This is a genomic window from Apilactobacillus apisilvae (genome assembly GCF_023380225.1).
GTDB lineage: Bacteria > Bacillota > Bacilli > Lactobacillales > Lactobacillaceae > Apilactobacillus > Apilactobacillus apisilvae.
Map to the genome: position 1 here is coordinate 111,190 of NZ_CP093362.1, position 20,376 is coordinate 131,565.

The 20,376-nt window shown below is 32.7% G+C and carries 19 protein-coding genes, 2 tRNA genes and 1 other RNA gene; 18 read left to right on the forward strand and 4 right to left on the reverse strand.

The window, feature by feature from the left end; translation table 11 throughout:
* Positions 1 to 146 precede the first annotated feature (146 nt).
* Positions 147 to 520: a transfer-messenger RNA gene (gene ssrA / locus MOO46_RS00550) on the reverse strand.
* Between the two features lie 123 nt (positions 521 to 643).
* On the opposite strand from ssrA, the gene MOO46_RS00555 reads away from it, so the two are divergent.
* Positions 644 to 1,306, forward strand: coding sequence for a C39 family peptidase (locus MOO46_RS00555; RefSeq protein WP_249511109.1), 663 nt, complete (start codon positions 644 to 646; stop codon positions 1,304 to 1,306).
* Between the two features lie 40 nt (positions 1,307 to 1,346).
* Here the strand turns inward: MOO46_RS00555 and MOO46_RS00560 are convergent.
* Positions 1,347 to 1,420: transfer RNA gene (locus tag MOO46_RS00560), tRNA-Glu, on the reverse strand.
* A gap of 109 nt (positions 1,421 to 1,529) precedes the next feature.
* Between MOO46_RS00560 and MOO46_RS00565 the strand changes: the two genes are divergently transcribed.
* The 4 genes from MOO46_RS00565 (at position 1,530) to MOO46_RS00580 (ending at position 6,374) form a co-directional block, all read left to right on the forward strand.
* A tRNA-Gln gene (locus tag MOO46_RS00565) sits at positions 1,530 to 1,602 on the forward strand.
* A gap of 132 nt (positions 1,603 to 1,734) precedes the next feature.
* On the forward strand, positions 1,735 to 3,462 hold the full coding sequence (locus tag MOO46_RS00570; RefSeq protein ID WP_249511110.1) for an ABC transporter ATP-binding protein: 1,728 nt from the start codon (positions 1,735 to 1,737) through the stop codon (positions 3,460 to 3,462).
* On the forward strand, positions 3,462 to 5,282 hold the full coding sequence (locus tag MOO46_RS00575) for an ABC transporter ATP-binding protein (protein WP_249511111.1): 1,821 nt from the start codon (positions 3,462 to 3,464) through the stop codon (positions 5,280 to 5,282). Before MOO46_RS00570 ends, MOO46_RS00575 begins: the two co-directional genes overlap by 1 nt.
* A 75-nt stretch (positions 5,283 to 5,357) precedes the next feature.
* On the forward strand, positions 5,358 to 6,374 hold the full coding sequence (locus tag MOO46_RS00580) for a serine hydrolase domain-containing protein (RefSeq protein ID WP_249511112.1): 1,017 nt from the start codon (positions 5,358 to 5,360) through the stop codon (positions 6,372 to 6,374).
* A 12-nt stretch (positions 6,375 to 6,386) separates the two neighbouring features.
* On the opposite strand, the gene MOO46_RS00585 is transcribed toward MOO46_RS00580, so the two are convergent.
* Entirely contained in the window at positions 6,387 to 7,097 is a 711-nt protein-coding gene (locus MOO46_RS00585) for a type 1 glutamine amidotransferase (RefSeq protein WP_249511113.1), read from the reverse strand.
* Positions 7,097 to 8,446 carry a Mur ligase family protein gene (locus tag MOO46_RS00590; protein ID WP_249511114.1) on the reverse strand — a complete coding sequence of 450 codons (1,350 nt, stop codon included), beginning with the start codon at positions 8,444 to 8,446 and terminating at the stop codon, positions 7,097 to 7,099. The genes MOO46_RS00585 and MOO46_RS00590 overlap by 1 nt, the downstream gene beginning before the upstream one ends.
* Before the next feature lie 173 nt (positions 8,447 to 8,619).
* Here MOO46_RS00590 and MOO46_RS00595 point away from each other — a divergent pair, with 173 nt between their 5' ends.
* From MOO46_RS00595 to atpD, 13 genes are all read left to right on the forward strand, one after another.
* A complete protein-coding gene (locus MOO46_RS00595; RefSeq protein ID WP_249511115.1) occupies positions 8,620 to 9,204 on the forward strand; it encodes a thymidine kinase in 585 nt (194 codons plus the stop codon).
* A 13-nt stretch (positions 9,205 to 9,217) separates the two neighbouring features.
* Positions 9,218 to 10,300, forward strand: coding sequence for a peptide chain release factor 1 (gene prfA / locus MOO46_RS00600; RefSeq protein WP_249511116.1), 1,083 nt, complete (start codon positions 9,218 to 9,220; stop codon positions 10,298 to 10,300).
* The gene (gene prmC / locus MOO46_RS00605; RefSeq protein ID WP_249511117.1) at positions 10,293 to 11,135 is read left to right on the forward strand and encodes a peptide chain release factor N(5)-glutamine methyltransferase; all 843 of its coding nucleotides are present in this window, start codon (positions 10,293 to 10,295) and stop codon (positions 11,133 to 11,135) included. Before prfA ends, prmC begins: the two co-directional genes overlap by 8 nt.
* Positions 11,136 to 11,151: 16 nt before the next feature.
* Entirely contained in the window at positions 11,152 to 12,174 is a 1,023-nt protein-coding gene (locus MOO46_RS00610; protein WP_249511118.1) for an L-threonylcarbamoyladenylate synthase, read from the forward strand.
* 79 nt (positions 12,175 to 12,253) lie between these two features.
* On the forward strand, positions 12,254 to 13,495 hold the full coding sequence (gene glyA / locus MOO46_RS00615) for a serine hydroxymethyltransferase (protein ID WP_249511119.1): 1,242 nt from the start codon (positions 12,254 to 12,256) through the stop codon (positions 13,493 to 13,495).
* Between the two features lie 17 nt (positions 13,496 to 13,512).
* Positions 13,513 to 14,145, forward strand: a complete 633-nt coding sequence (upp, locus tag MOO46_RS00620) for a uracil phosphoribosyltransferase (protein WP_249511120.1) — start codon at positions 13,513 to 13,515, stop codon at positions 14,143 to 14,145.
* Between the two features lie 230 nt (positions 14,146 to 14,375).
* Complete coding sequence (gene atpB / locus MOO46_RS00625; RefSeq protein WP_260525469.1) at positions 14,376 to 15,092, forward strand: F0F1 ATP synthase subunit A; 717 nt, start codon at positions 14,376 to 14,378, stop codon at positions 15,090 to 15,092.
* Between the two features lie 28 nt (positions 15,093 to 15,120).
* Entirely contained in the window at positions 15,121 to 15,333 is a 213-nt protein-coding gene (gene atpE, locus MOO46_RS00630; RefSeq protein WP_249511121.1) for a F0F1 ATP synthase subunit C, read from the forward strand.
* Positions 15,334 to 15,374: 41 nt separating this feature from the next.
* Positions 15,375 to 15,911 (forward strand): F0F1 ATP synthase subunit B, encoded by a 537-nt coding sequence (atpF, locus tag MOO46_RS00635; protein ID WP_249511122.1) that lies wholly within the window; start codon positions 15,375 to 15,377, stop codon positions 15,909 to 15,911.
* Positions 15,901 to 16,443, forward strand: coding sequence for an ATP synthase F1 subunit delta (gene atpH, locus MOO46_RS00640; protein WP_249511123.1), 543 nt, complete (start codon positions 15,901 to 15,903; stop codon positions 16,441 to 16,443). The genes atpF and atpH overlap by 11 nt, the downstream gene beginning before the upstream one ends.
* A 30-nt stretch (positions 16,444 to 16,473) precedes the next feature.
* A complete protein-coding gene (gene atpA / locus MOO46_RS00645; RefSeq protein ID WP_249511124.1) occupies positions 16,474 to 18,006 on the forward strand; it encodes a F0F1 ATP synthase subunit alpha in 1,533 nt (510 codons plus the stop codon).
* 21 nt (positions 18,007 to 18,027) lie between these two features.
* The gene (locus MOO46_RS00650; RefSeq protein WP_249511125.1) at positions 18,028 to 18,930 is read left to right on the forward strand and encodes a F0F1 ATP synthase subunit gamma; all 903 of its coding nucleotides are present in this window, start codon (positions 18,028 to 18,030) and stop codon (positions 18,928 to 18,930) included.
* 33 nt (positions 18,931 to 18,963) lie between these two features.
* The gene (gene atpD / locus MOO46_RS00655) at positions 18,964 to 20,370 is read left to right on the forward strand and encodes a F0F1 ATP synthase subunit beta (protein WP_249511126.1); all 1,407 of its coding nucleotides are present in this window, start codon (positions 18,964 to 18,966) and stop codon (positions 20,368 to 20,370) included.
* The last annotated feature ends 6 nt before the right edge of the window (positions 20,371 to 20,376 follow it).

Genomic DNA, 20,376 nt, shown 5'->3' on the forward strand with positions numbered 1-20,376 from the left:
TCAATTAACATTGTATTACAAATAATTTATTCTAGTAAGAATTATTTGTAATTATATAAAATGAATCAATTAATTTATATCTAAAGTAAATAAAAAGCCCGCTGTTAAGGTAAAATTAAAACCTATAACAACGAGCTTTTTTATATCAATGGAGTCGGCGGGATTTGAACCCGCGTCCGAGCATATCGCCATTCGAATATCTACGCTCATAGGAGTATTACTTAAATTTCACTAATCAAAACGCCATACACCAAGGCTATCATGATTAGCTAACCTGATTAATCTCTTCTAGCAACTTCAGGTGGGAGCTGACTAGCGTAACCTATTTCATATAAAACCCAATGTTAACCCATAGGTGAAGCTAAATTGGATTGCTGCAGGCGCCTATTAAGCAACCATTAAGCAGCTTGTAAAGTATTATTTTTTGCAGTTATAATTTAAAACTGGACGGTTTTGCGTAGACGCCGCTACGTAACGCCACTCGAATTCGAACTATACCCGTCGAATCCATAACGACCCCAAAAATTACATAATCTATTTTATCATATTATAACTTTGTGTAAAACATTTATAATTTTTAGAAGGAAATATTAAGCGATTGGATTAATTATTGTTATAATTGGGATATATCGAGGGTGAACTAATGAAATCAAATACAATAGCAAGTGAAAGAATAAATCCTTTCTATGTTAGATTGAAACATTTAAAGATTGAAAAATGGTATGTTAATGAAATGCAGGATACGAAAAGTAACCGCTGCTCATTCTCTAAAGAAAATAATTATACTAAACTAGAAATTGATAAAATTGGCTTTTATAAAAAACAATTATGGTACCACTTTTGTAGTAGTGTCGAAGAAGGTTGGGTTGCTCATAAATTTGTTCGAAAAAATTATCGATTATTAAAATTACATTTTAACGTTGATCATCGTTATGAAAATGCGGTTATTGCAGCTCAGGCACTTTTATCATATTCTGGTTATGATTTATCGCTTAATGAAGTAATTAAATTTACAAAAGATAAGTATTCATATAAACCAAATGACTTTTTTAAATTATTTATAAATAATAAGGGTTCCTTTAAATTATTAACTAATAAATCATACCGTAGAGTTAGATCACAATTATTAAGAAATCGTCCAGTCCTTATGTGGCTGGATGATAATAAACATTGTGTGATTATAATTGGCTTTAATCGGCGAGTGTTTTTTTACAAAGATGCTTATGATGGGCTAAATAAAACTATTACAATCAGCCAATTAACACGTCGATGGAAAAAAAGTGGTTATTTAGCATTTAGTTACTAAAACAAAAAGCAAGCCATAAAAATGGCTTGCTTTTTTATAATCACCCGCATGGGGCTCGAACCCATAACTCCGCCTTGAGAGGGCAGCGTCTTAAACCAGTTTGACCAGCGGGCAATAAATATAACAATAATTATGTTACTTTAAACAAATTAAATTGTCAAACAAGAGAATGATGATTGACAGCTTTATTACAAAAGTTTAACATAATAAATGTAGTAATTATTGGGTATTCGCCAAATTGGTAAGGCAGCGGACTCTGAATCCGCAATCTACTGGTTCGAGCCCAGTATACCCAATCAAAACGTCGCTATATTGCGGCGCTTTTTTTGTTTTATAAACAATATTTATTTTAATTTTACAAAATAAATACTAAAATAATCTATAATAAGTTTTTATTTTAATATTTATGAAAAGGAGTGAGTTTAAAGTTGATTAGATTGTCTAAAAAGTATTTAGTCTGGGGTGCAGTTTGGGCAGCTGTTTTATTTTTAGTTGTTCAAGTTTCCTGCGATTTGTATCTGCCAACTGTTACTTCCAATTTGATTAATAATGGTGTTGCTAAAAATAATGTTTCCTATATTTGGAGCGAAGGATTTAAGATGTTATTCGTAACTTTTATAGGTGTACTTGCTGCCGGTGGAAATATCTATTTTGCTGCAACACAATCACAAAAGATGGGTAAAAAAATTCGTTCAGCACTTTATCGAAAAATTATGTATTTATCCGATCAAGACTTAGACAAATTTGGAGACGCTTCATTAATTACTAGAAATACTAATGACGTTGTTCAAATTCAAAATGTTATGATTCAAGTTTTGAGAATGATGATTATGTCACCAATTATGTTGATCGGTGCAATGTCTTTAGCTTTTGTTAAAAGTCCGAAGTTAACAATTGTCTTTTTTGTATCTTTAGTGGCTTTAGCCATTGTAGTAGCAATTGTTATGTCTTTTGCTGGTCCAATGTTTAAAAAATTACAAGGACAAACTGATAAGTTAAATCTAGTTTTTAGGGAAGGTTTGACAGGTGTCAGAGTTATCAGAGCTTTTAATCGTGATAATTATGAACAAAATCGTTTTGATAAATATAATAATCGATATGCAAAAACAGGAATTCGTGTTTTCATGTTAGTTTCATTAATGTTTCCATTGATGACATTTATTTTAAGCGGAACTAATGTCGGAATTGTTTGGTTTGGTGCTAAGATGATTTCAAATAGCGGTCTAGATGTTGGTAATCTAGTTGCTTTTATGACATATGCTACACAAATTTTAATTAGTTTTATGATGCTATCATTTTTATTTGTATTTATTCCTCGAGCTCAAGCATCAGCTACTCGTATTAATGAAGTGTTTGATGTTAAAGATTCTATCAATGATCCTAAACAACCAATAGAAATTGATAAAAGTAATAATACTTTAGCTTTTGAGCACGTTGATTTTAAATATCAAGATTCTAAAACTCCAGTGTTGAGTGATATTGATTTTAATGCTAAAGCTGGTCAAACAGTCGCAATTATTGGTGAAACTGGATCTGGTAAGTCTAGTCTAATCAATTTAATACCACGTTTATATGACGTATCATCAGGTTCTATTAAAATTAATGATACAGATATTCGTGATATTTCACAAAAAAACTTACATGATTTAATTTCCATTACACAACAAACCGCAGTTCTATTTACAGGAACGGTAAAAGAAAATATGTTATATGGAAATGAATCTGCAAGTGATGAAGAAATTTGGCATGCTTTGGATATAGCTAAAGCTTCTGATTTTCTTAAAGATGAAGGCGGCTTAAATGCTCGCGTTGAACAAAATGGTGAAAATTTTTCCGGTGGTCAAAAGCAACGCTTAGCAATTGCTAGAACTATCTTGAAGAATGCTGCTATTTATATTTTTGATGATTCTTTCTCTGCATTAGATTTCAAAACTGATGCTCAATTAAGAAGTGATTTGAATAAAGACGAAAAAATCCGAAAAGCAATTAGCGTTATTGTTGCTCAAAGAATTTCAACAGTTGCCGATGCTGATTTAATTCTAGTTTTAAACAATGGTAAATTAGTTGGTGCTGGTACACATAAAGAATTATCAGCTAATAATCCATATTACAAAGTTATTTTAGACTCTCAGATTAAGAAGGGAGGTTCCAAATAATGGATAACAATAAAAAGCAACGTCGAGCAGATAATTTTTGGAAATCCACATGGCGATTAATTAAATATGTTAAACCATGGCTATTAGGAATTTTTATCACTTTAATCTTGGCGATTTCAGCAACAGTTTTGCAAATTGTTACTCCTAAAATTTTAGGTGAAGCAACCACTGAAATTTATAAAGGTGTAATGAAAGGTTTTGCAATGAAAAAGTCGGGACTACATTTAAGTAGTATCCCAATTGATTTTGGCGCAGTTGGACATATTTTATTAGTAGTTGCAATTTTATACATCTTGGCTGCTTTATTTAATGTTGGTCAACAATTTATTATGACTTATATTTCACAAAAGGTAGTTTACCGTTTAAGAAAAGATATGAAATCTAAGCTAAAACGTCTACCAATTTCATATTATGATACCCATTCTAACGGTGATATTATGTCTAGAATGATTAATGATATGGATAATATTTCAACAATGTTTCAAACCAATTTAACTCAATTAATTACAAGTGTATTGTTATTCTTCGGTGTTTTATATATGATGACAACAATTAGTTGGTCATTAACATTAGTTGCACTTTGTACTTTCCCATTAATTGCTTTAATAGTTGGGATTGTAACGCCTAAATCACAAAGATTTTTTAGTAAGCAACAAAGTCATTTAGGAACCGTTAACAGTCAAGTTGAAGAAAATTTTGCTGGCCGTAATATTATCAAAACTTTTAATCGTGAAGAAGAAACAATTAAAAATTTCGAAAAAGAAAATGACAAATATTACCAATCAGCTTGGAAAGCCCAATTTGTTTCTAGCTTTATGTTCCCATTAATGAACTTTGTTAAGAACTTAAACTATGTTTTTGTTGCCGTATTTGGTGGAATTAAAGTTGCGGCTGGATCGATTGCATTAGGTAACGTTCAAGCATTTTTACAATATGTAAATATGTTCAACCAACCTATTACTAATTTAGCTAACTTAACTAATACAATTCAGTCAACAATTGCATCAGCTGAAAGAATTTTTAAAATATTAGATGAACCAGAAATGACTGATCAAACTGTAAACAAAAAATCTATAGATACTGATGATGAAATTACATTTGAAGATGTTACTTTTAGATATGTACCTGAAACACCACTAATTAAAGATTTTAATTTACATGTTCAACAGGGAACAACGGTTGCAATCGTTGGACCTACAGGTGCTGGTAAAACAACAATTATTAACTTACTTGAAAGATTTTATGATATTGATTCTGGTTCTATTAAATTCAAGGGTAAGGATACTAGGGACTTTACTAAATCAGAATTACGTTCGCACATCTCAATGGTATTACAAGATAGTTGGCTATTTACTGGAACTATCCTAGATAATATTAAGTATGGTAACGATAAAGCTACTGATGAAGATGCTTATACTGCTGCTAAAGAAGCACAAGCTGATGGCTTTATTCAAAAATTACCTGATGGTTACAATACGGTATTAAATGAAAATGCTTCTAATATTTCGCAAGGTCAACGTCAATTAATTACCATTGCGCGTGCTTTTGTGGCTAATCCAGAAGTCTTAATTTTGGATGAAGCTACTAGTTCAGTTGATACTAAGACTGAATCAATGATTCAAAAGGCTATGGATAATTTGATTAAGGGACGTACTAGTTTCGTTGTTGCTCATCGTCTTTCAACAATTCAAAATGCTGAAAAAATTATTGTTATGGATCATGGACAAATAATTGAAACGGGTAATCACGAATCATTAATGAAGAAAAATGGCTTTTATGCTGACTTATATAATTCACAATTTATTGGTAATAATCTATAAAAAAGGAAGCGATTTATCATCGCTTCTTTTATTTTGCCTTATAATATAAATAAACTATTGGTTTGAGGTGATAACTTGAAATACTACAAAACAATTGAAAATATTAACCATTTAGTGATAGATGGAGTTGTTCCTGGCGTTAATTGTGCTTTTATTGACGGTGAAGATGTTGAACGTCATTTAATTGGTGATAGTGAATTAATTCCCGAAAAAGTGGAATTAAAAGATCATTTAATATATGATATGGCATCAATTACCAAGGTTGTTGGGACTACGATGGTTATTTTAAAATTATCGGATGATCATAAATTAAATTTAGATGATTCAATTAGTAAATATTTAACGACTTGGTCATTTCCAGAAGTTACTATTCGTAATTTAATAACTCATACTTCAGGCATTGAAGGCTATATTAAAAATCGTGATAACTTAAATCATGATGAGCTAATTAAATCATTATTGAGATTAAAAGTTGGCAAAGGTTTAAATCATGAAATGCATTATGCAGATGTTAATTTTATTTTATTAGGATTAATCGCTAAGAAAGTGACTGGTCAATCAATTCAAAAATTAATTGATCGGTTCGTATTAAAGCCTCTAAAAATGAATAATAGTGGTTTTAATCCTAAATACAAAAAGAATTGTATTCCCACAATTTATAACAAGCAAACCGGAAAATTGCTTCAAGGATCTGTCCATGATCCAAAAGCACAAATATTAGGAGAAGATTGTGGATCAGCAGGCTTGTTTAGTAATATGGATGATTTAATTAAATTTGTTCATTCAATTCTTTATCCTGAAGACAACCCAGTTTTATCTGATGCAACAATTAAAGGATTCTTTCAAGATCAAACTTATTCCCACAAGCTGGGTCGTAGTTTTGGTTTTGAATTACTTTATCATGATGAGATGAAATATATCTGGCAATCAGGTTATACAGGTACTTTCATTATTATAATTCCTGATTTAAAAAGAGCGATGATTTTCTTATCAAATCGCGTTCATCCAATTGCACCAAACGAATATTATATTGAAAGACGGAAGACTTTAATTGAAACTTATTTAAATGAAAATAAAAAAGCTTGGAAATAAATTCCAGGCTTTTTAATATGCTTTTTCTACTTTCATTTTTTCAAATTGTGAGAAATCATCATTAGGGTAACGACGTTTTAATGCTTTAATTAATATATGCTTAGCTATAATGTTATTTCTAGCTAATATAGGGCCATGGAAATAAGTGCAATAAACATTCTTATAGATTGCACCTTCTGCTTTGTCTTTACCATTATTACCGTAACCTTGTTCAACATCACCAAGTGGACGTTCATCTGAACCAGTATAAGTAACACCTTGATGATTTTCGAAACCATGATATTGTTCACCGGTTTCTTCGTTTTTAATTAAGATATCGCCAATAAATCGGTTATCGTGTTGTTGTTCAGTATAATGATCCATCACACCAATTCCAGGAATCTTATCACCTTTAGCATCAATATAGTATTTACCCAGTAATTGAAAGCCACCACAAATTGCTAGTAGGCATCCATTTGAATCAATGAATTTTTTGATTTCGTCTTTTTTGGTTTGAATATCTTTAGATACGATGGTTTGCTCAAAATCTTGACCACCACCAAATACAGCAATATCGTAATCGGCTGCTTTGAAATCTTCATCTAAGCTTACAACATTTGATTGGACATCGATGCCCATTTTTTTACCATAATATTTTAATACTAAAATATTTCCTAAATCACCATAGGTGTTCATTAGGTCACCATATAAATGAGCGATATTTAATGTGTACTTCTTAGCCATTATTCCATACCTCCCTTAATATATCCTTTTTCAGCAAAATCTTTTCTAAGTTGAAGCATTGCCGTATAAGTTGCTAGAATGTAAACCTTTTTAGTGGGTAAGTTTGGAATGTCTTTAACGACTTTTTCTAAATCAGGCTCAACTTCATGAAGCTTTTCATCAACACCCGCGACTTTTAGTCTGAATGTAATATCGCGATATCTTTCGCCACCAGTTATGAATTTTTTGATTGGCATTTGGTTTAATCTTTCAAATTCACCATCCCAAATCCAACTAGTGTCAATTCCATCGGCATAGTTAGCATTCAATAATCCAATAAATGAGAAATCTTCTTGTTCTTTACTAATCATATCAATAACTTGGTTCAAACCGACCGGATTCTTGACTAAAATCAATGTGACATCTTTACCTTCTACATTAATTTGTTCTTGCCGACCAAAAACTCGTTCGTTTGATTGAAATGCTGTTGCTGCTTCTTTAGCTTCAATTCCCAAAAATCTTCCAACAGAATAAGCTGCTAAAGCGTTATAAATATTATAAACACCACCAATTCCGATTGAAAGCTCTTGGCCATCAACGATAAATTGAGATGAATTAGGTGTTAATTGACCTAATTTAGTTAATTCATGATTTAAAACCGGACGCTTGAAGCCACAATGTGGACAAAAATAGTTACCTAAGTTGGCATAACTAATATAACGATAATGTAGAATGTTTTGACACTTAGGACATAAGATACCATCAGTGTTAGGTTCTGCTTTAATATCATTTTCATCATCATGATTTTTAAATCCATAATAAATTTTAGGGTTAGGTAAGTCAACGGAGTTAAAAATAGGGGCATCTCCATTAGCAATAATAGTTGCCTTTGGAGCTAATTTAATCCCATCAATGATTTTTTTATAAGTAGTATAGATCTCACCGTAACGATCCATCTGATCACGAAATATATTGGTACAAACAAATGCAATAGGTTTAATGTATTTAGTTAATTTAATAACATTAGCTTCATCCACTTCAAGTACTGCCAAGGGACGTTTGCTTTTATTATTTTTTGCTTTTAAAAAAGTTGTAACTAAACCTTGTTCCATATTAGAACCAGAAGGATTTGTTAAAACGTTTTCGTATTTTTGTTTTAATACTTGGACAGTAAGTGCAGTTGTAAGGGTTTTACCGTTGGTTCCTGTAATAACAACAACATCATAGTTTTTACCTAGATGTTTTAAAATTTCAGGATCAATGGCAGTAGTTATTTTACCAGGTAATGAACTTCCACCATGCATGAAAGTATGTAAAAACCAATATGATGATTTTCCAGCAAAAGTTGCTAATTCGCTTCTAAGTGACATTAAACGCACTCCTTATTGATGTAATATCAAAAATTTTATCATACTTTACTATTATAGACCGTAAAATTGCATATAAGTATTTCAATTTCATTAACTTTATTTCATACTATCGAAATTACTTTATAAATCAGCTATAATAATAATGAAAATAAAAAGAGAAAGCGAGTTGTACCATGGCTCAACTATATTATCGTTACGGAGCAATGAATAGTGGTAAAACAATTGAAATTATCAAAGTTGCTCATAATTATGAGGAACAGGGTAAATCAGTTATTATTATGACTAGTGCTCTTGATACAAGAGAAGAAAGAGGAACTGTTTCTTCAAGAGTAGGTTTAAGTAGAAGTGCTCATGTAATTGATGAAGATTCAAATTGTTTGGAAATGGTAAAATCTATTAATTCAGATGCTAGCTGTATTCTAGTGGATGAGGCACAATTTTTAAGTAAAGAGAATGTTTTTCAATTAGCTAAAATTGTCGATGAAATGAATATACCAGTGATTGCTTTTGGGCTAAAAAATGATTTTCAAAATAATTTATTTGAAGGATCCGAAAATCTGCTCCTTTATGCAGATAAAATTGAAGAAATGAAAACAATTTGTTGGTTCTGTGGTAGAAAAGCAATTATGAATTTGCGTTTTCATGATGGTAAACCAGTTTATGAAGGTGAACAAATTCAAGTCGGTGGTAATGAGTCTTATTATCCAGTTTGTCGAAAACATTACTTTAATCCACCATTACATTTAATCGGAAAGTGAGGATATTAATTTTATGGACGAAATATTTGAAAAGCTACAAGCAGTTGTAGATCGTTATGATGAATTAAACGAATTAATCAGTGATCCTGAAGTTATAGCTGATACTAAGCGCTTTATGGAGTTATCTAAGGAAGAAGGTAGTTTAAGAGATATTGTTGGGGAATTCAACAAGTATAAAAAAATTACTTCTCAATTAGATGAAGACAAAGAAATGCTAGCTGAAAAGTTAGATGAAGATATGAACGAAATGATTAAGAGTGAAATTAGTGATTTAGAAACTCAAAAAGAAGCTCTTGAAGAAAAAATGAAAATTATGTTACTACCCAAAGATCCTAATGATGATAAAAATATTATTATGGAAATCCATGGTGCTGCTGGTGGTGACGAAGGAAGCCTTTTTGCAGCTGATTTATATGATATGTACATTCGCTATGCTGAAAAGCAGGGCTGGAAAACTTCTATTATTGATGAAAGTGCTACCGAGGTTGGTGGCTTCAAAGAAATTGCTATTATGATTCAAGGAGAAAAGGTTTACTCTAAATTAAAGTTTGAAAATGGTGCCCATCGAGTTCAACGTGTGCCTTCTACTGAATCCGCTGGTCGTATTCATACTTCAACTGCAACCGTTGGTGTAATGCCTGAAGCAGAAGATGTTGATATTGATATTGATCCTAAAGACATTAAAACTGATGTTTATCGTGCATCTGGTGCTGGTGGACAACATGTTAACAAAACCTCATCTGCAGTTAGAATGACCCATTCACCAACAGGAATTGTTGTTGCAATGCAAGATGAACGTTCTCAACAACAAAATCGTGCAAAAGCAATGCAAGTTTTAAAAGCACGTGTTTTTGATTATTATCAACAACAAGAAGAAGATAAGTATGATTCTGAAAGAAAAGCTGCTGTTGGTACTGGTGATCGTTCTGAAAGAATTAGAACATATAACTATCCACAAAATCGTGTAACTGATCATCGTATTGGCTTAACACTTAATAAGTTGGACAAAGTTATGAATGGAGATTTGGACGAAATCATTGATGCTTTAATCGTTTCTGACCAAGCTAAGAAGTTGGAGCAATTAAAGAATGAATAAAATGACATACTTTGAAGCCCAAAAAAGGGCTTCTTTGTGTATAGAGAGCAAAAATATGGATTCATCAGTTGCTAAGTATTTAATGATGGAACGTTTTAATTTTGATAACACTCATTTATTATTACATTATCGTGATGAAATGAGTTTGGAAGATAATAAACAATACTTTAGTGATATTGATAAATATATAGAGGGTTATCCACCACAATATATTGTTAGTAAAGCTCCATTTTTTGGACATGAATTTTATGTGGATAATAATGTTTTAATTCCACGCCCAGAAACTGAAGAATTAGTTGAATGGGTTCTTTCTGATTATCAAAATCAATCTAATTTAAGATTACTAGACATGGGTACTGGTAGTGGAGCAATTGCGATTGCTTTAAAATTAGAACATCCCAATTGGCAGTTATCGGCTGCTGATATTTCTTTAGGAGCACTATTAGTTGCACAAAAAAATGCAGAAAATTATAACGTTGATATTAACTTTATTCATAGTGATTTGTTTAATAAGATAGATAATCATTATGAGGTAATTGTTAGTAATCCTCCATATATTGCTGATGATGAGCTTAAGTATATGGATGAAAGTGTTATTAATTATGAGCCACACGAAGCGTTATTTGCTGATGATAATGGTTTGCTAATGTATCGAAAAATTGCAGATCATATAAAAAAAGTGGCTTCTAAAAAACATGGTTGTCTTTATCTAGAAATTGGTTTTAAGCAAAAAAATGCAGTTGTTGATATTTTTATTAATAAAGTTCCAAGTGCTATTATTACGACAAAAAATGATTTTTATGGTAATCCCAGAATGATAAGGGTCAAATATTAAAAGGAAAGTGTTAATTATGGATACAAAAATTTATACTAAAAAAGATTTAAAATTGGCTGCAAAAGATATTAATGATGGTGAATTGGTATCCTTTCCGACTGAAACAGTTTATGGTTTAGGTGCTGATGCAACTAATGAAATAGCTGTAAAAGCTGTTTATGCTGCAAAAGGGCGACCAAGTGATAATCCTTTAATTGTGCATGTGGATGGACCTAATATGGTTAAAAAATATGCCCAACCATTATCTCCTGAAGCACAAAGCTTGTTGGATACTTTTTGGCCAGGACCATTGACCATTATTTTTAAATTAAAGCCTAACGTTTTATCTAAAGCCGTTACTGGTGGACTAGATACAGCTGCCTTTAGGAATCCTAATAACGATGTAACTTTATCATTAATCAGAGAAGCTGGGGTTCCGATTGTTGGACCTTCAGCTAATACCTCTGGAAAGCCTAGTCCAACTAAGGCAGAACATGTTTATCATGACTTAAAGGGTAAAATTTCTGGTATTTTAGATGATGGCGAATCTAAATATGGAGTTGAATCAACCGTTTTGGATATGTCAACTGATACTCCTGCTATTTTAAGACCTGGAGCAATTACATCAACGGAAATTGAAAAAGTAATTAATAAGCCAGTGTTGGATCAAAGAACTAAAGTTGCTGATAATCAAGTTCCTAAAGCTCCTGGAATGAAATACAAACATTATGCACCAAATGCTCAAGTTTATATTGTGGATAATGAAGATGAATGGAAAAGTTCAGTTAAATGGGCTGCAGAACAAAATCATCCAGTAGGAATTATGGCTGATAATAAAAATATTGATAAATATGATTGGTCAGATAATGTTGAAACTTTTAGCCTAGGTGACAACGTTAATTCTGCTAGTCATTTACTATTTGCTGGCCTAAGACATTTTGACAATGAACCCGAAGTTAAATCTATTTTAACGCAAGCATTTTCTTCTGATGGTATTGGGGAAGCTTATATGAATCGATTAAATAAATCAGCTGGCCAAGTTCATTTTAATTTGAAATAGTAATGCAATTTCTGTAGTTGTATTCTATAATTTAGTTGTAACTTATATTTAGTAACCTATATTTAGAGGAGAGAACGCCATGAATTATGATTATGTAAATACAGATAAGGAATTATGGAATGCTATTCACGATGAAAAGGATCGACAAGAACATACAATCGAACTGATTGCTTCTGAAAATATTGCATCTAATGCCGTAATGGCAGCACAAGGTTCTGTCTTAACTAATAAGTATGCTGAAGGTTACCCTGGTAAAAGATACTATGGAGGCTGTGAATTTGTCGATGTATCTGAACAACTTGCTATCGACCGTGCTAAAAATCTATTTGGTGCTGAATATGTTAATGTTCAGCCTCATTCAGGCTCACAAGCTAATCAAGCTGCTTATGCTGCATTTTTAAAACCTGGTGATAAAATTCTAGGAATGGATCTAAATGCAGGTGGACATTTAACTCACGGTGCTAAGGTTAATTTTTCTGGTAAAATTTACAAGTCATATTCTTATGGATTAGATCCAAAAACTGAAGAATTAAATTACGATAAAATTTTAGAAGAGGCTAAAGAAATCAAACCTCAACTGATTGTTGCTGGTGCTTCAGCCTATAGTCGTATTATTGATTGGAATAAGTTTAGAGAAATTGCTGATGCGGTTGGTGCATATTTAATGGTTGATATGGCACATATTGCTGGTTTAGTTGCAACGGGATTTCATCCAAGTCCAATTGGAATTGCTGATGTAGTTACTACTACCACCCATAAGACCTTACGAGGACCTCGTGGTGGAATGATTTTATCTCAAGAAAAATACGGCAAAAAAATAAATTCATCATTATTTCCAGGAACACAAGGTGGTCCGCTAGAACATGTTGTTGCAGGTAAAGCAGCTTGTTTTTTTGAAGACTTACAACCTGCGTTCAAGGATTACTGTCAACAAGTAATTAAAAATGCTCAAGCAATGGCCGATGAATTTAATAAATCCTCAAATATTAAAGTAGTTTCTGGCGGAACTGATAATCATTTAATGGTTTTAGATTTAACTAACACTTCACTAAATGGTAAGGAAACACAAGCGTTACTAGATACATTGAAAATTACAACTAACAAGGAAGCTATTCCTAATGAAAAATTAAGTCCATTTGTTACTAGTGGATTAAGATTAGGCACTCCTGCGATTACTTCTCGTGGATTTAACGAAGAAGATTCTCGAAAAGTTGCTAAGTTAATTATTAAAGCAATTGATAATCATGATAATCAAGACATTTTAAATGAAGTAGAGACACAAGTTAGTCAACTAACTGGGAAACATCCAATTTTTAACTAGAATCGAGGTATGATTAAATGGGTAAGTTTGAAGTTATGAATCATCCATTGATTCAACATAAACTGACTATTATTAGAAATGAAAATTGTGGGACTCGTGAATTTAGAGAAGTAGTTAATGAAATTGCTACTCTTTTAGCATTCGAAGTTTCTCGTGACATGCCACTAGAAGATGTTGATGTGAAAACTCCTGAAGGAATTGCGCATGCAAAACAACTAACTGGTAAAAAACTAGCAGTTGTTCCAATTTTAAGAGCCGGTATTGGGATGGTAGATGGAATTTTAAGCCTAATTCCCGCAGCTAAGGTTGGTCATATTGGAATGTATCGTGATGAAGAAACCTTTGAACCACATGAATATTTTGTTAAATTACCTAGTGATATTGATAAAAGACAAATATTTGTTGTAGATCCAATGTTAGCAACTGGTGGTTCTGCTATTATGGCAGTTGATGCATTAGTTAAAAGGGGAGTTCCTGAAGAAAATATTAAATTTGTTTGTTTAGTAGCTGCTCCAGAAGGTGTGAAGGCCTTACAATATGCACATCCTAATATTGATATTTATTCTGCGGCATTAGATGACCACTTAGATCATGGATATATTGTTCCTGGTTTAGGGGATGCTGGTGACAGATTATTTGGGACCAGATAATCTGTTTTAGAACTTATTGCTTTTTGCAGTAAGTTCTTTTTTTGTATATAATATTACTAATTAATTTACATATTTTTTATTTATGTTAATTAGTTTTTTGCTTTGAAATAACTGCCGAATGGTGGTAAGATTTTAATGTATTTTGTAATAAAAATACATCATCTTAGAATTCATACTTACATCATTATTATTAATGATGTATAGTAAGCTAAGAAAAGGGGTGATATTCTGTGGATGAACCTATTTCTACATTTAAGCTCTTTGGACTAACCTTTGACGTTGGTAACATGGTTTCTCTTGTTGTAGTTGCTGCAATTGTATTTTTCTTTGTATTCGCATTATCTAGAAAATTACAAATGATACCTACCAAGAAGCAAAACATATTAGAAATGATCGTTGAATATACCAATGGATTGTCTACCAATTCACTTTCAGCAAAGAATGCTAAGCCATATGGATTATATGCATTTGTGCTATTTGTGTTCTTGTTCATATCTAACCAACTAGGTTTATTCTTGGAAATTGCTTATAATGGGGTTACTTATGTAAAAAGTCCCACTTCCAACCCAATTGTTACAATGACATTGGCTGTAATGGCTTTGGGTCTGGCTCATTTTGCAGGAGTTTCAAAATTAGGTTTTAAAGGGTACTTTAAGAGTACTTACTTAAAACCATTTAAGTTTTGGTTACCACTGAATATTTTCGAAGAGTTTGCTAATTTCTTAACCCTTGGCCTTCGTTTATTTGGTAATATATTCGCTGGTGAACTACTTCTAGGTATGGTTAACAATTTAGCCTTTTCACATGGAGTAGTATTAGTTATTCCTAGTTTTATTTTGGGAATGGCATGGGTTGCCTTTTCAATCTTTATCGGAACTATTCAGTCTCTAGTTTTCGTAATCTTAACTTTTGTTTACATTTCTCAAAAGATTCAACCTGAGGAATAATTTTCTATTTTTTAAGGAGGATTTTATCATGGGAGCAATTGCTGCTGGTTTAGCTGTAGCCGGTGCCGCTATTGGTGCAGGTATTGGTAATGGTGTTGTTATTTCTAAATATCTAGAAGGTATGGTAAGACAACCAGAAATGACTGGTCAACTAAGAACTAACATGTTTATTGGTGTTGGTTTGGTTGAAGGTTTACCAATCATTTCATTAGTTATGGCATTTATTTTAATGGGTAGATAAAAATAAAAAATATAATTTTTCAAGTGAGGAGGTGTCAATAGATGCTTTCACAAACATTATTTTCTTCTGTTTCTGCAACAGAAGCTGGCGGATTTCCAATTGGAAATATTTTATTTACAGCAATTATTTTCCTTGTACTAATGTGGTTGATTAAACATTTTGCATGGAAGCCATTATCAGAAATGATGACACAACGTGCTGATAAAATTTCTAACGATATTACATCTGCTGAAAAGTCTCGTAAAGATGCTGAAGAATTAGCAAAGAAACGTGAAGATGCTTTATCTAAATCACATGAAGATGCTAATACTATTATTAGTGATGCTAAAACTTCAGCTCAAAAACAAGGAGAACAAATTGTCTCTGAGGCTAGAAATGATGCCCAAAGTGTTAAAGCTTCTGCTCAAAAAGATATTGAGCAAGAAAGAAAAGATGCTTTGGCTAACACTAAAGATGATGTAGCAAACTTATCTGTTGAGATTGCTTCAAAAATCATTCAAAAAGAATTGAAGTCTGATGATCAAAAAGCATTGATTGATTCTTATATTGAAGGGTTGGGGAAGCAAAATGCTAGATAAGATTACATTCGCAAAACGTTATTCAAAAGTACTTTTTGAGTTATTGGAATCTAACAATCAAGTTGAAGATGGTTATAATGAATTATTGCAAATCAAACAAGTATTTGTTAATAATTCAGATCTAGGCAATTCTTTAACTGATGTTAGTTTTCCAGAAGAATATAAATTAAAATTAGTTAAACCTTTGATTGATGGTATTAATACAGAAGCTATTAAAAACTTATTTAATGTTTTACTACAATCTAATAATATGGATGAATTTGTATTAATTGTTGATGAATTTGAACAATTATATAATGAAAAAAACAAAATTGTTAATGCAGTAGCTATTACTGCAGTTCCTTTATCAGATGATCAAAAAGAAAACTTATCTAACGTTTTAAAAACTCGTATGGATGCTAGAAAAGTCATTTTAAATAATAAAATCGATCAAAGTATAGTCGGTGGTGTAATTATTAAATCATCGAACGTTGTTTTTGATGGAAGTTTAAGAACTAAAATTAATAATATTAAAAAACTTCTATTGAATTAATGACAATATCTATAAAGAGGTGAAACTTTTATGAGCATTAAAGCTGAGGAAATCAGTGCTCTAATCAAGCAACAATTATCTGGCTATAAAGACGAGTTGTCTGTTAAAGAAACAGGAATTGTTACCTATGTTGGTGATGGTGTTGCTCGTGCTCATGGCTTAGATAATGCATTATCTGGTGAGTTGCTTGAATTTGATAATGGGATTTTCGGTATGGCTCAAAACCTTGAAAGCAATGATGTAGGTATTGTTGTTTTAGGTGATTGTACTGGAATCCGTGAAGGCGCTACTGTAAAACGTACCGGTCAAATCATGGAAGTTCCCGTTAGTAATGAAATGATTGGTCGAACTATTAATTCATTAGGTCAGCCAATAGATGGTAAAGGTGATATTAAAACTGAATCATCTCGTCCAATTGAAAAGAAAGCACCAGGAATTATGGACAGACAAAGTGTATCTGAACCATTACAGACTGGTATTAAAGCCATTGATTCATTAGTTCCTATTGGTCGTGGCCAACGTGAATTGATTATCGGTGATAGAAAGACTGGTAAGACTTCAGTTGCCATTGATACTATTTTGAATCAAAAAGATCAAGACATGATTTGTATTTATGTTGCTATTGGTCAAAAAGATTCAACTGTTCGTTCACAAGTTTCAACACTTGAAAAATATGGTGCTATGGATTACACAATTGTATTGTCAGCTGGTCCATCAGAACCTGCTCCATTACTATACATTGCTCCATATGCTGGTGCTGCTATCGGTGAATACTTCATGGCTCAAGGTAAACATGTTTTAGTTGTCTATGATGATTTAACAAAACAAGCTAATGCTTACCGTGAACTATCACTTATTCTTCGTAGACCACCGGGTCGTGAAGCTTATCCTGGTGATATTTTCTATACTCATTCACGTTTACTAGAACGTGCAGCTAAGTTATCAGACAAACTTGGTGGTGGTTCAATGACTGCCTTACCAATTGTTGAAACTCAAGCTGGTGATGTTTCTGCATATATTCCAACCAACGTAATTTCTATTACTGATGGACAAATCTTCTTAAATGCTGATATGTTCTACTCAGGTACTCGTCCAGCTATTGATGCTGGTACATCAGTATCTCGTGTTGGTGGAGATGCACAGATTAAAGCAATGAAGAAAGTTGCTGGTACTTTAAGACTTGATTTAGCATCATATCATGAACTACAAGCTTTCGCTCAATTTGGTTCTGATCTTGATGATGCAACTCAAGCTAAATTAAATCGTGGTGCTCGTACTGAAGAAGTTCTAAAACAACCTCTTCATGCTCCACTACCAGTTGAAAAACAAGTAATTATCCTATATTGCTTAACTCATGGTCATTTGGATAAAATTGAAATTGATGACATTGCTCGTTATCAAAACGAATTATTTGAATACTTTGATGCTTCACACCGTGATTTATTAGATTCAATTGTTGAAACTGGTCAATTGCCAGATACTGATAAATTAGATGAAGCAGTTAATGCTTTTGATAATTCATTTCAACCAACTGAAAACAAAAAAGAAACACAAAATAACTAGCTTGAAGGATGGTGAGAACTAATGGCTGAATCTATTAATGATGTTAAACATCGTATTGCATCAACTAAAAGTACACATCAAATTACAACTGCAATGCAAATGGTTTCGACTGCTAAGCTAAATCGTATTCAAAAGCATTCAGGTTCATATGAACAATATGTTTCTCGTGTAAAGTCTGTTGTAATGCACTTAGCTCAGTCCCATTTGTTAGACAACATTGATTCCTCAAGTAATGCAGACTCAGGCAAGGCTCAAAAGACTGCATACCTAGTTATTACTTCAGATCGTGGAATGGTTGGAAGCTACAATAGTAATGTAATTCGTGAGACTAATGCTTTCATTGAAAAAAATACGCCTAATCCTGATGATTATATGATTTTAGCTGTAGGTGGTAACGGCGCTGATTTTTATAAAAATCGTAATGTCAACGTTTCTTATGAATATCGTGGAGTTTCTGATATTCCTACTTTTGCTGAGGTTAGAGAAATCGTTAAGACAGCTAGTTCTATGTATGATGATGGTGTTTTTGATAAACTATATGTTTGTTATACCCATTTTGTTAATAGAATTTCTTCAGAATTTAGATCTGAAAAAATGCTGCCAATGGATAGCGAAGCTATGAATGAAGGCGCAAGTAAAGATGTTAAAACATCAGCAATTAATGCTGAATATGAAATTGAACCCGATAAGAAATCTGTATTGGAAGCAATTTTACCCCAATATGCTCAAAGTTTAGTATTTGGTGCAATTCTTGATGCTAAGACTTCTGAACATTCAGCAAGTTCATCAGCTATGCAATCTGCATCTGATAATGCTGACGATTTAATTTCGAAATTAGAATTACAATATAACCGTGCTAGACAAGCTGCTATTACTACCGAAATTACTGAAATTGTTGGTGGTCAAGAAGCTTTGAAGCACTAATAATATAAGACATGATGGGAGGAATTAACGAAAATGAGTACTGGTAAGGTTATTCAAGTTATTGGACCAGTCGTTGACGTTGAATTCCCAACGGACGCTGAATTACCAAACATTAATACTGCACTTAGAATTCACAAGAGTGAAAATGAAAGTTTAATTACCGAAGTTACTCTTGAATTAGGTGACGGTGTTCTAAGAACCATCGCTATGGACGGAACTGATGGTTTACGTCGAGGCATGGAAGCTGAAAACACAGGGGCACCTATTTCTGTTCCTGTTGGTGAAAACACCTTAGGTCGTGTATTCAACGTTCTTGGTGAAACAATTGATGGTGGTCAAGAATTTGACAAAGATGCACAACGTTGGCCAATTCATAGACAAGCACCAACTTATGATCAATTAAATCCATCTGCTGAAATTCTAGAAACTGGAATTAAGGTTATTGATTTATTAGCACCATATATTCGTGGTGGTAAAGTTGGATTGTTCGGTGGTGCCGGTGTTGGTAAAACTGTTTTAATTCAAGAATTAATTCATAATATTGCTCAAGGTCATAACGGTATCTCAGTGTTTACCGGTGTTGGTGAACGTACTCGTGAAGGTAACGATATGTACTTTGAAATGAAAGAATCAGGTGTTCTAGACAAGACTGCCATGGTCTATGGTCAAATGAACGAGCCACCTGGTGCACGTATGCGTGTTGCTCTAACTGGTTTGACTATTGCTGAATACTTCCGTGATGAAGTAGGTACCGATGTTCTATTATTCATCGATAACATTTTCAGATTTACTCAAGCTGGTATGGAAGTTTCCGCATTACTTGGTCGTATTCCATCTGCTGTTGGTTATCAACCAACATTAGCTACTGAAATGGGTCAATTACAAGAACGTATTACTTCAACTAAGAAGGGTGCTATTACATCCATTCAAGCGGTTTATGTTCCTGCCGATGATTACACCGACCCTGCTCCAGCTACAACATTTGCCCATTTGGATGCAACAACTAACTTGGAACGTTCATTAACTCAACAAGGTATTTATCCTGCCGTTGATCCATTAGCATCAACTTCATCTGCATTGGATCCATCAATTGTTGGGGAAAAACATTACAAGGTAGCTACTGAAGTTCAACAAGTATTGCAAAGATACCACGAACTTCAAGATATTATTTCTATTTTAGGTATTGATGAATTATCTGACGAAGAAAAGACTATTGTTGGTCGTGCTCGTCGTATTCAATTCTTCTTATCACAAAGTTTTAGTGTCGCTGAACAATTTACTGGTTTACCTGGTAAATATGTTCCAGTTGATAAAACTGTTGATGGATTTAAAGCTATCTTAGATGGTAAATATGATGATCTTCCTGAAGATGCATTTAGAAACTGTGGCCCTATTGAAGACGTAGTGGAAAATGCAAAGAAAATGAAGCAAAATAACTAAGGAGGG

Excerpts from the sequence above, each read along its gene's own strand:
- MOO46_RS00595 (WP_249511115.1), top strand. The coding sequence starts at position 8,620 with ATGGCTCAACTATATTATCGTTACGGAGCAATGAATAGTGGTAAAACA.
- atpH (WP_249511123.1), top strand. The coding sequence starts at position 15,901 with ATGCTAGATAAGATTACATTCGCAAAACGTTATTCAAAAGTACTTTTT.
- atpA (WP_249511124.1), top strand. The coding sequence starts at position 16,474 with ATGAGCATTAAAGCTGAGGAAATCAGTGCTCTAATCAAGCAACAATTA.
- atpE (WP_249511121.1), top strand. The coding sequence starts at position 15,121 with ATGGGAGCAATTGCTGCTGGTTTAGCTGTAGCCGGTGCCGCTATTGGT.
- upp (WP_249511120.1), top strand. The coding sequence starts at position 13,513 with ATGGGTAAGTTTGAAGTTATGAATCATCCATTGATTCAACATAAACTG.
- atpF (WP_249511122.1), top strand. The coding sequence starts at position 15,375 with ATGCTTTCACAAACATTATTTTCTTCTGTTTCTGCAACAGAAGCTGGC.
- MOO46_RS00585 (WP_249511113.1), bottom strand. The coding sequence starts at position 7,097 with ATGGCTAAGAAGTACACATTAAATATCGCTCATTTATATGGTGACCTA.
- prfA (WP_249511116.1), top strand. The coding sequence starts at position 9,218 with ATGGACGAAATATTTGAAAAGCTACAAGCAGTTGTAGATCGTTATGAT.
- atpD (WP_249511126.1), top strand. The coding sequence starts at position 18,964 with ATGAGTACTGGTAAGGTTATTCAAGTTATTGGACCAGTCGTTGACGTT.
- MOO46_RS00650 (WP_249511125.1), top strand. The coding sequence starts at position 18,028 with ATGGCTGAATCTATTAATGATGTTAAACATCGTATTGCATCAACTAAA.
- MOO46_RS00575 (WP_249511111.1), top strand. The coding sequence starts at position 3,462 with ATGGATAACAATAAAAAGCAACGTCGAGCAGATAATTTTTGGAAATCC.
- glyA (WP_249511119.1), top strand. The coding sequence starts at position 12,254 with ATGAATTATGATTATGTAAATACAGATAAGGAATTATGGAATGCTATT.
- prmC (WP_249511117.1), top strand. The coding sequence starts at position 10,293 with ATGAATAAAATGACATACTTTGAAGCCCAAAAAAGGGCTTCTTTGTGT.
- MOO46_RS00590 (WP_249511114.1), bottom strand. The coding sequence starts at position 8,446 with ATGTCACTTAGAAGCGAATTAGCAACTTTTGCTGGAAAATCATCATAT.
- MOO46_RS00610 (WP_249511118.1), top strand. The coding sequence starts at position 11,152 with ATGGATACAAAAATTTATACTAAAAAAGATTTAAAATTGGCTGCAAAA.
- MOO46_RS00555 (WP_249511109.1), top strand. The coding sequence starts at position 644 with ATGAAATCAAATACAATAGCAAGTGAAAGAATAAATCCTTTCTATGTT.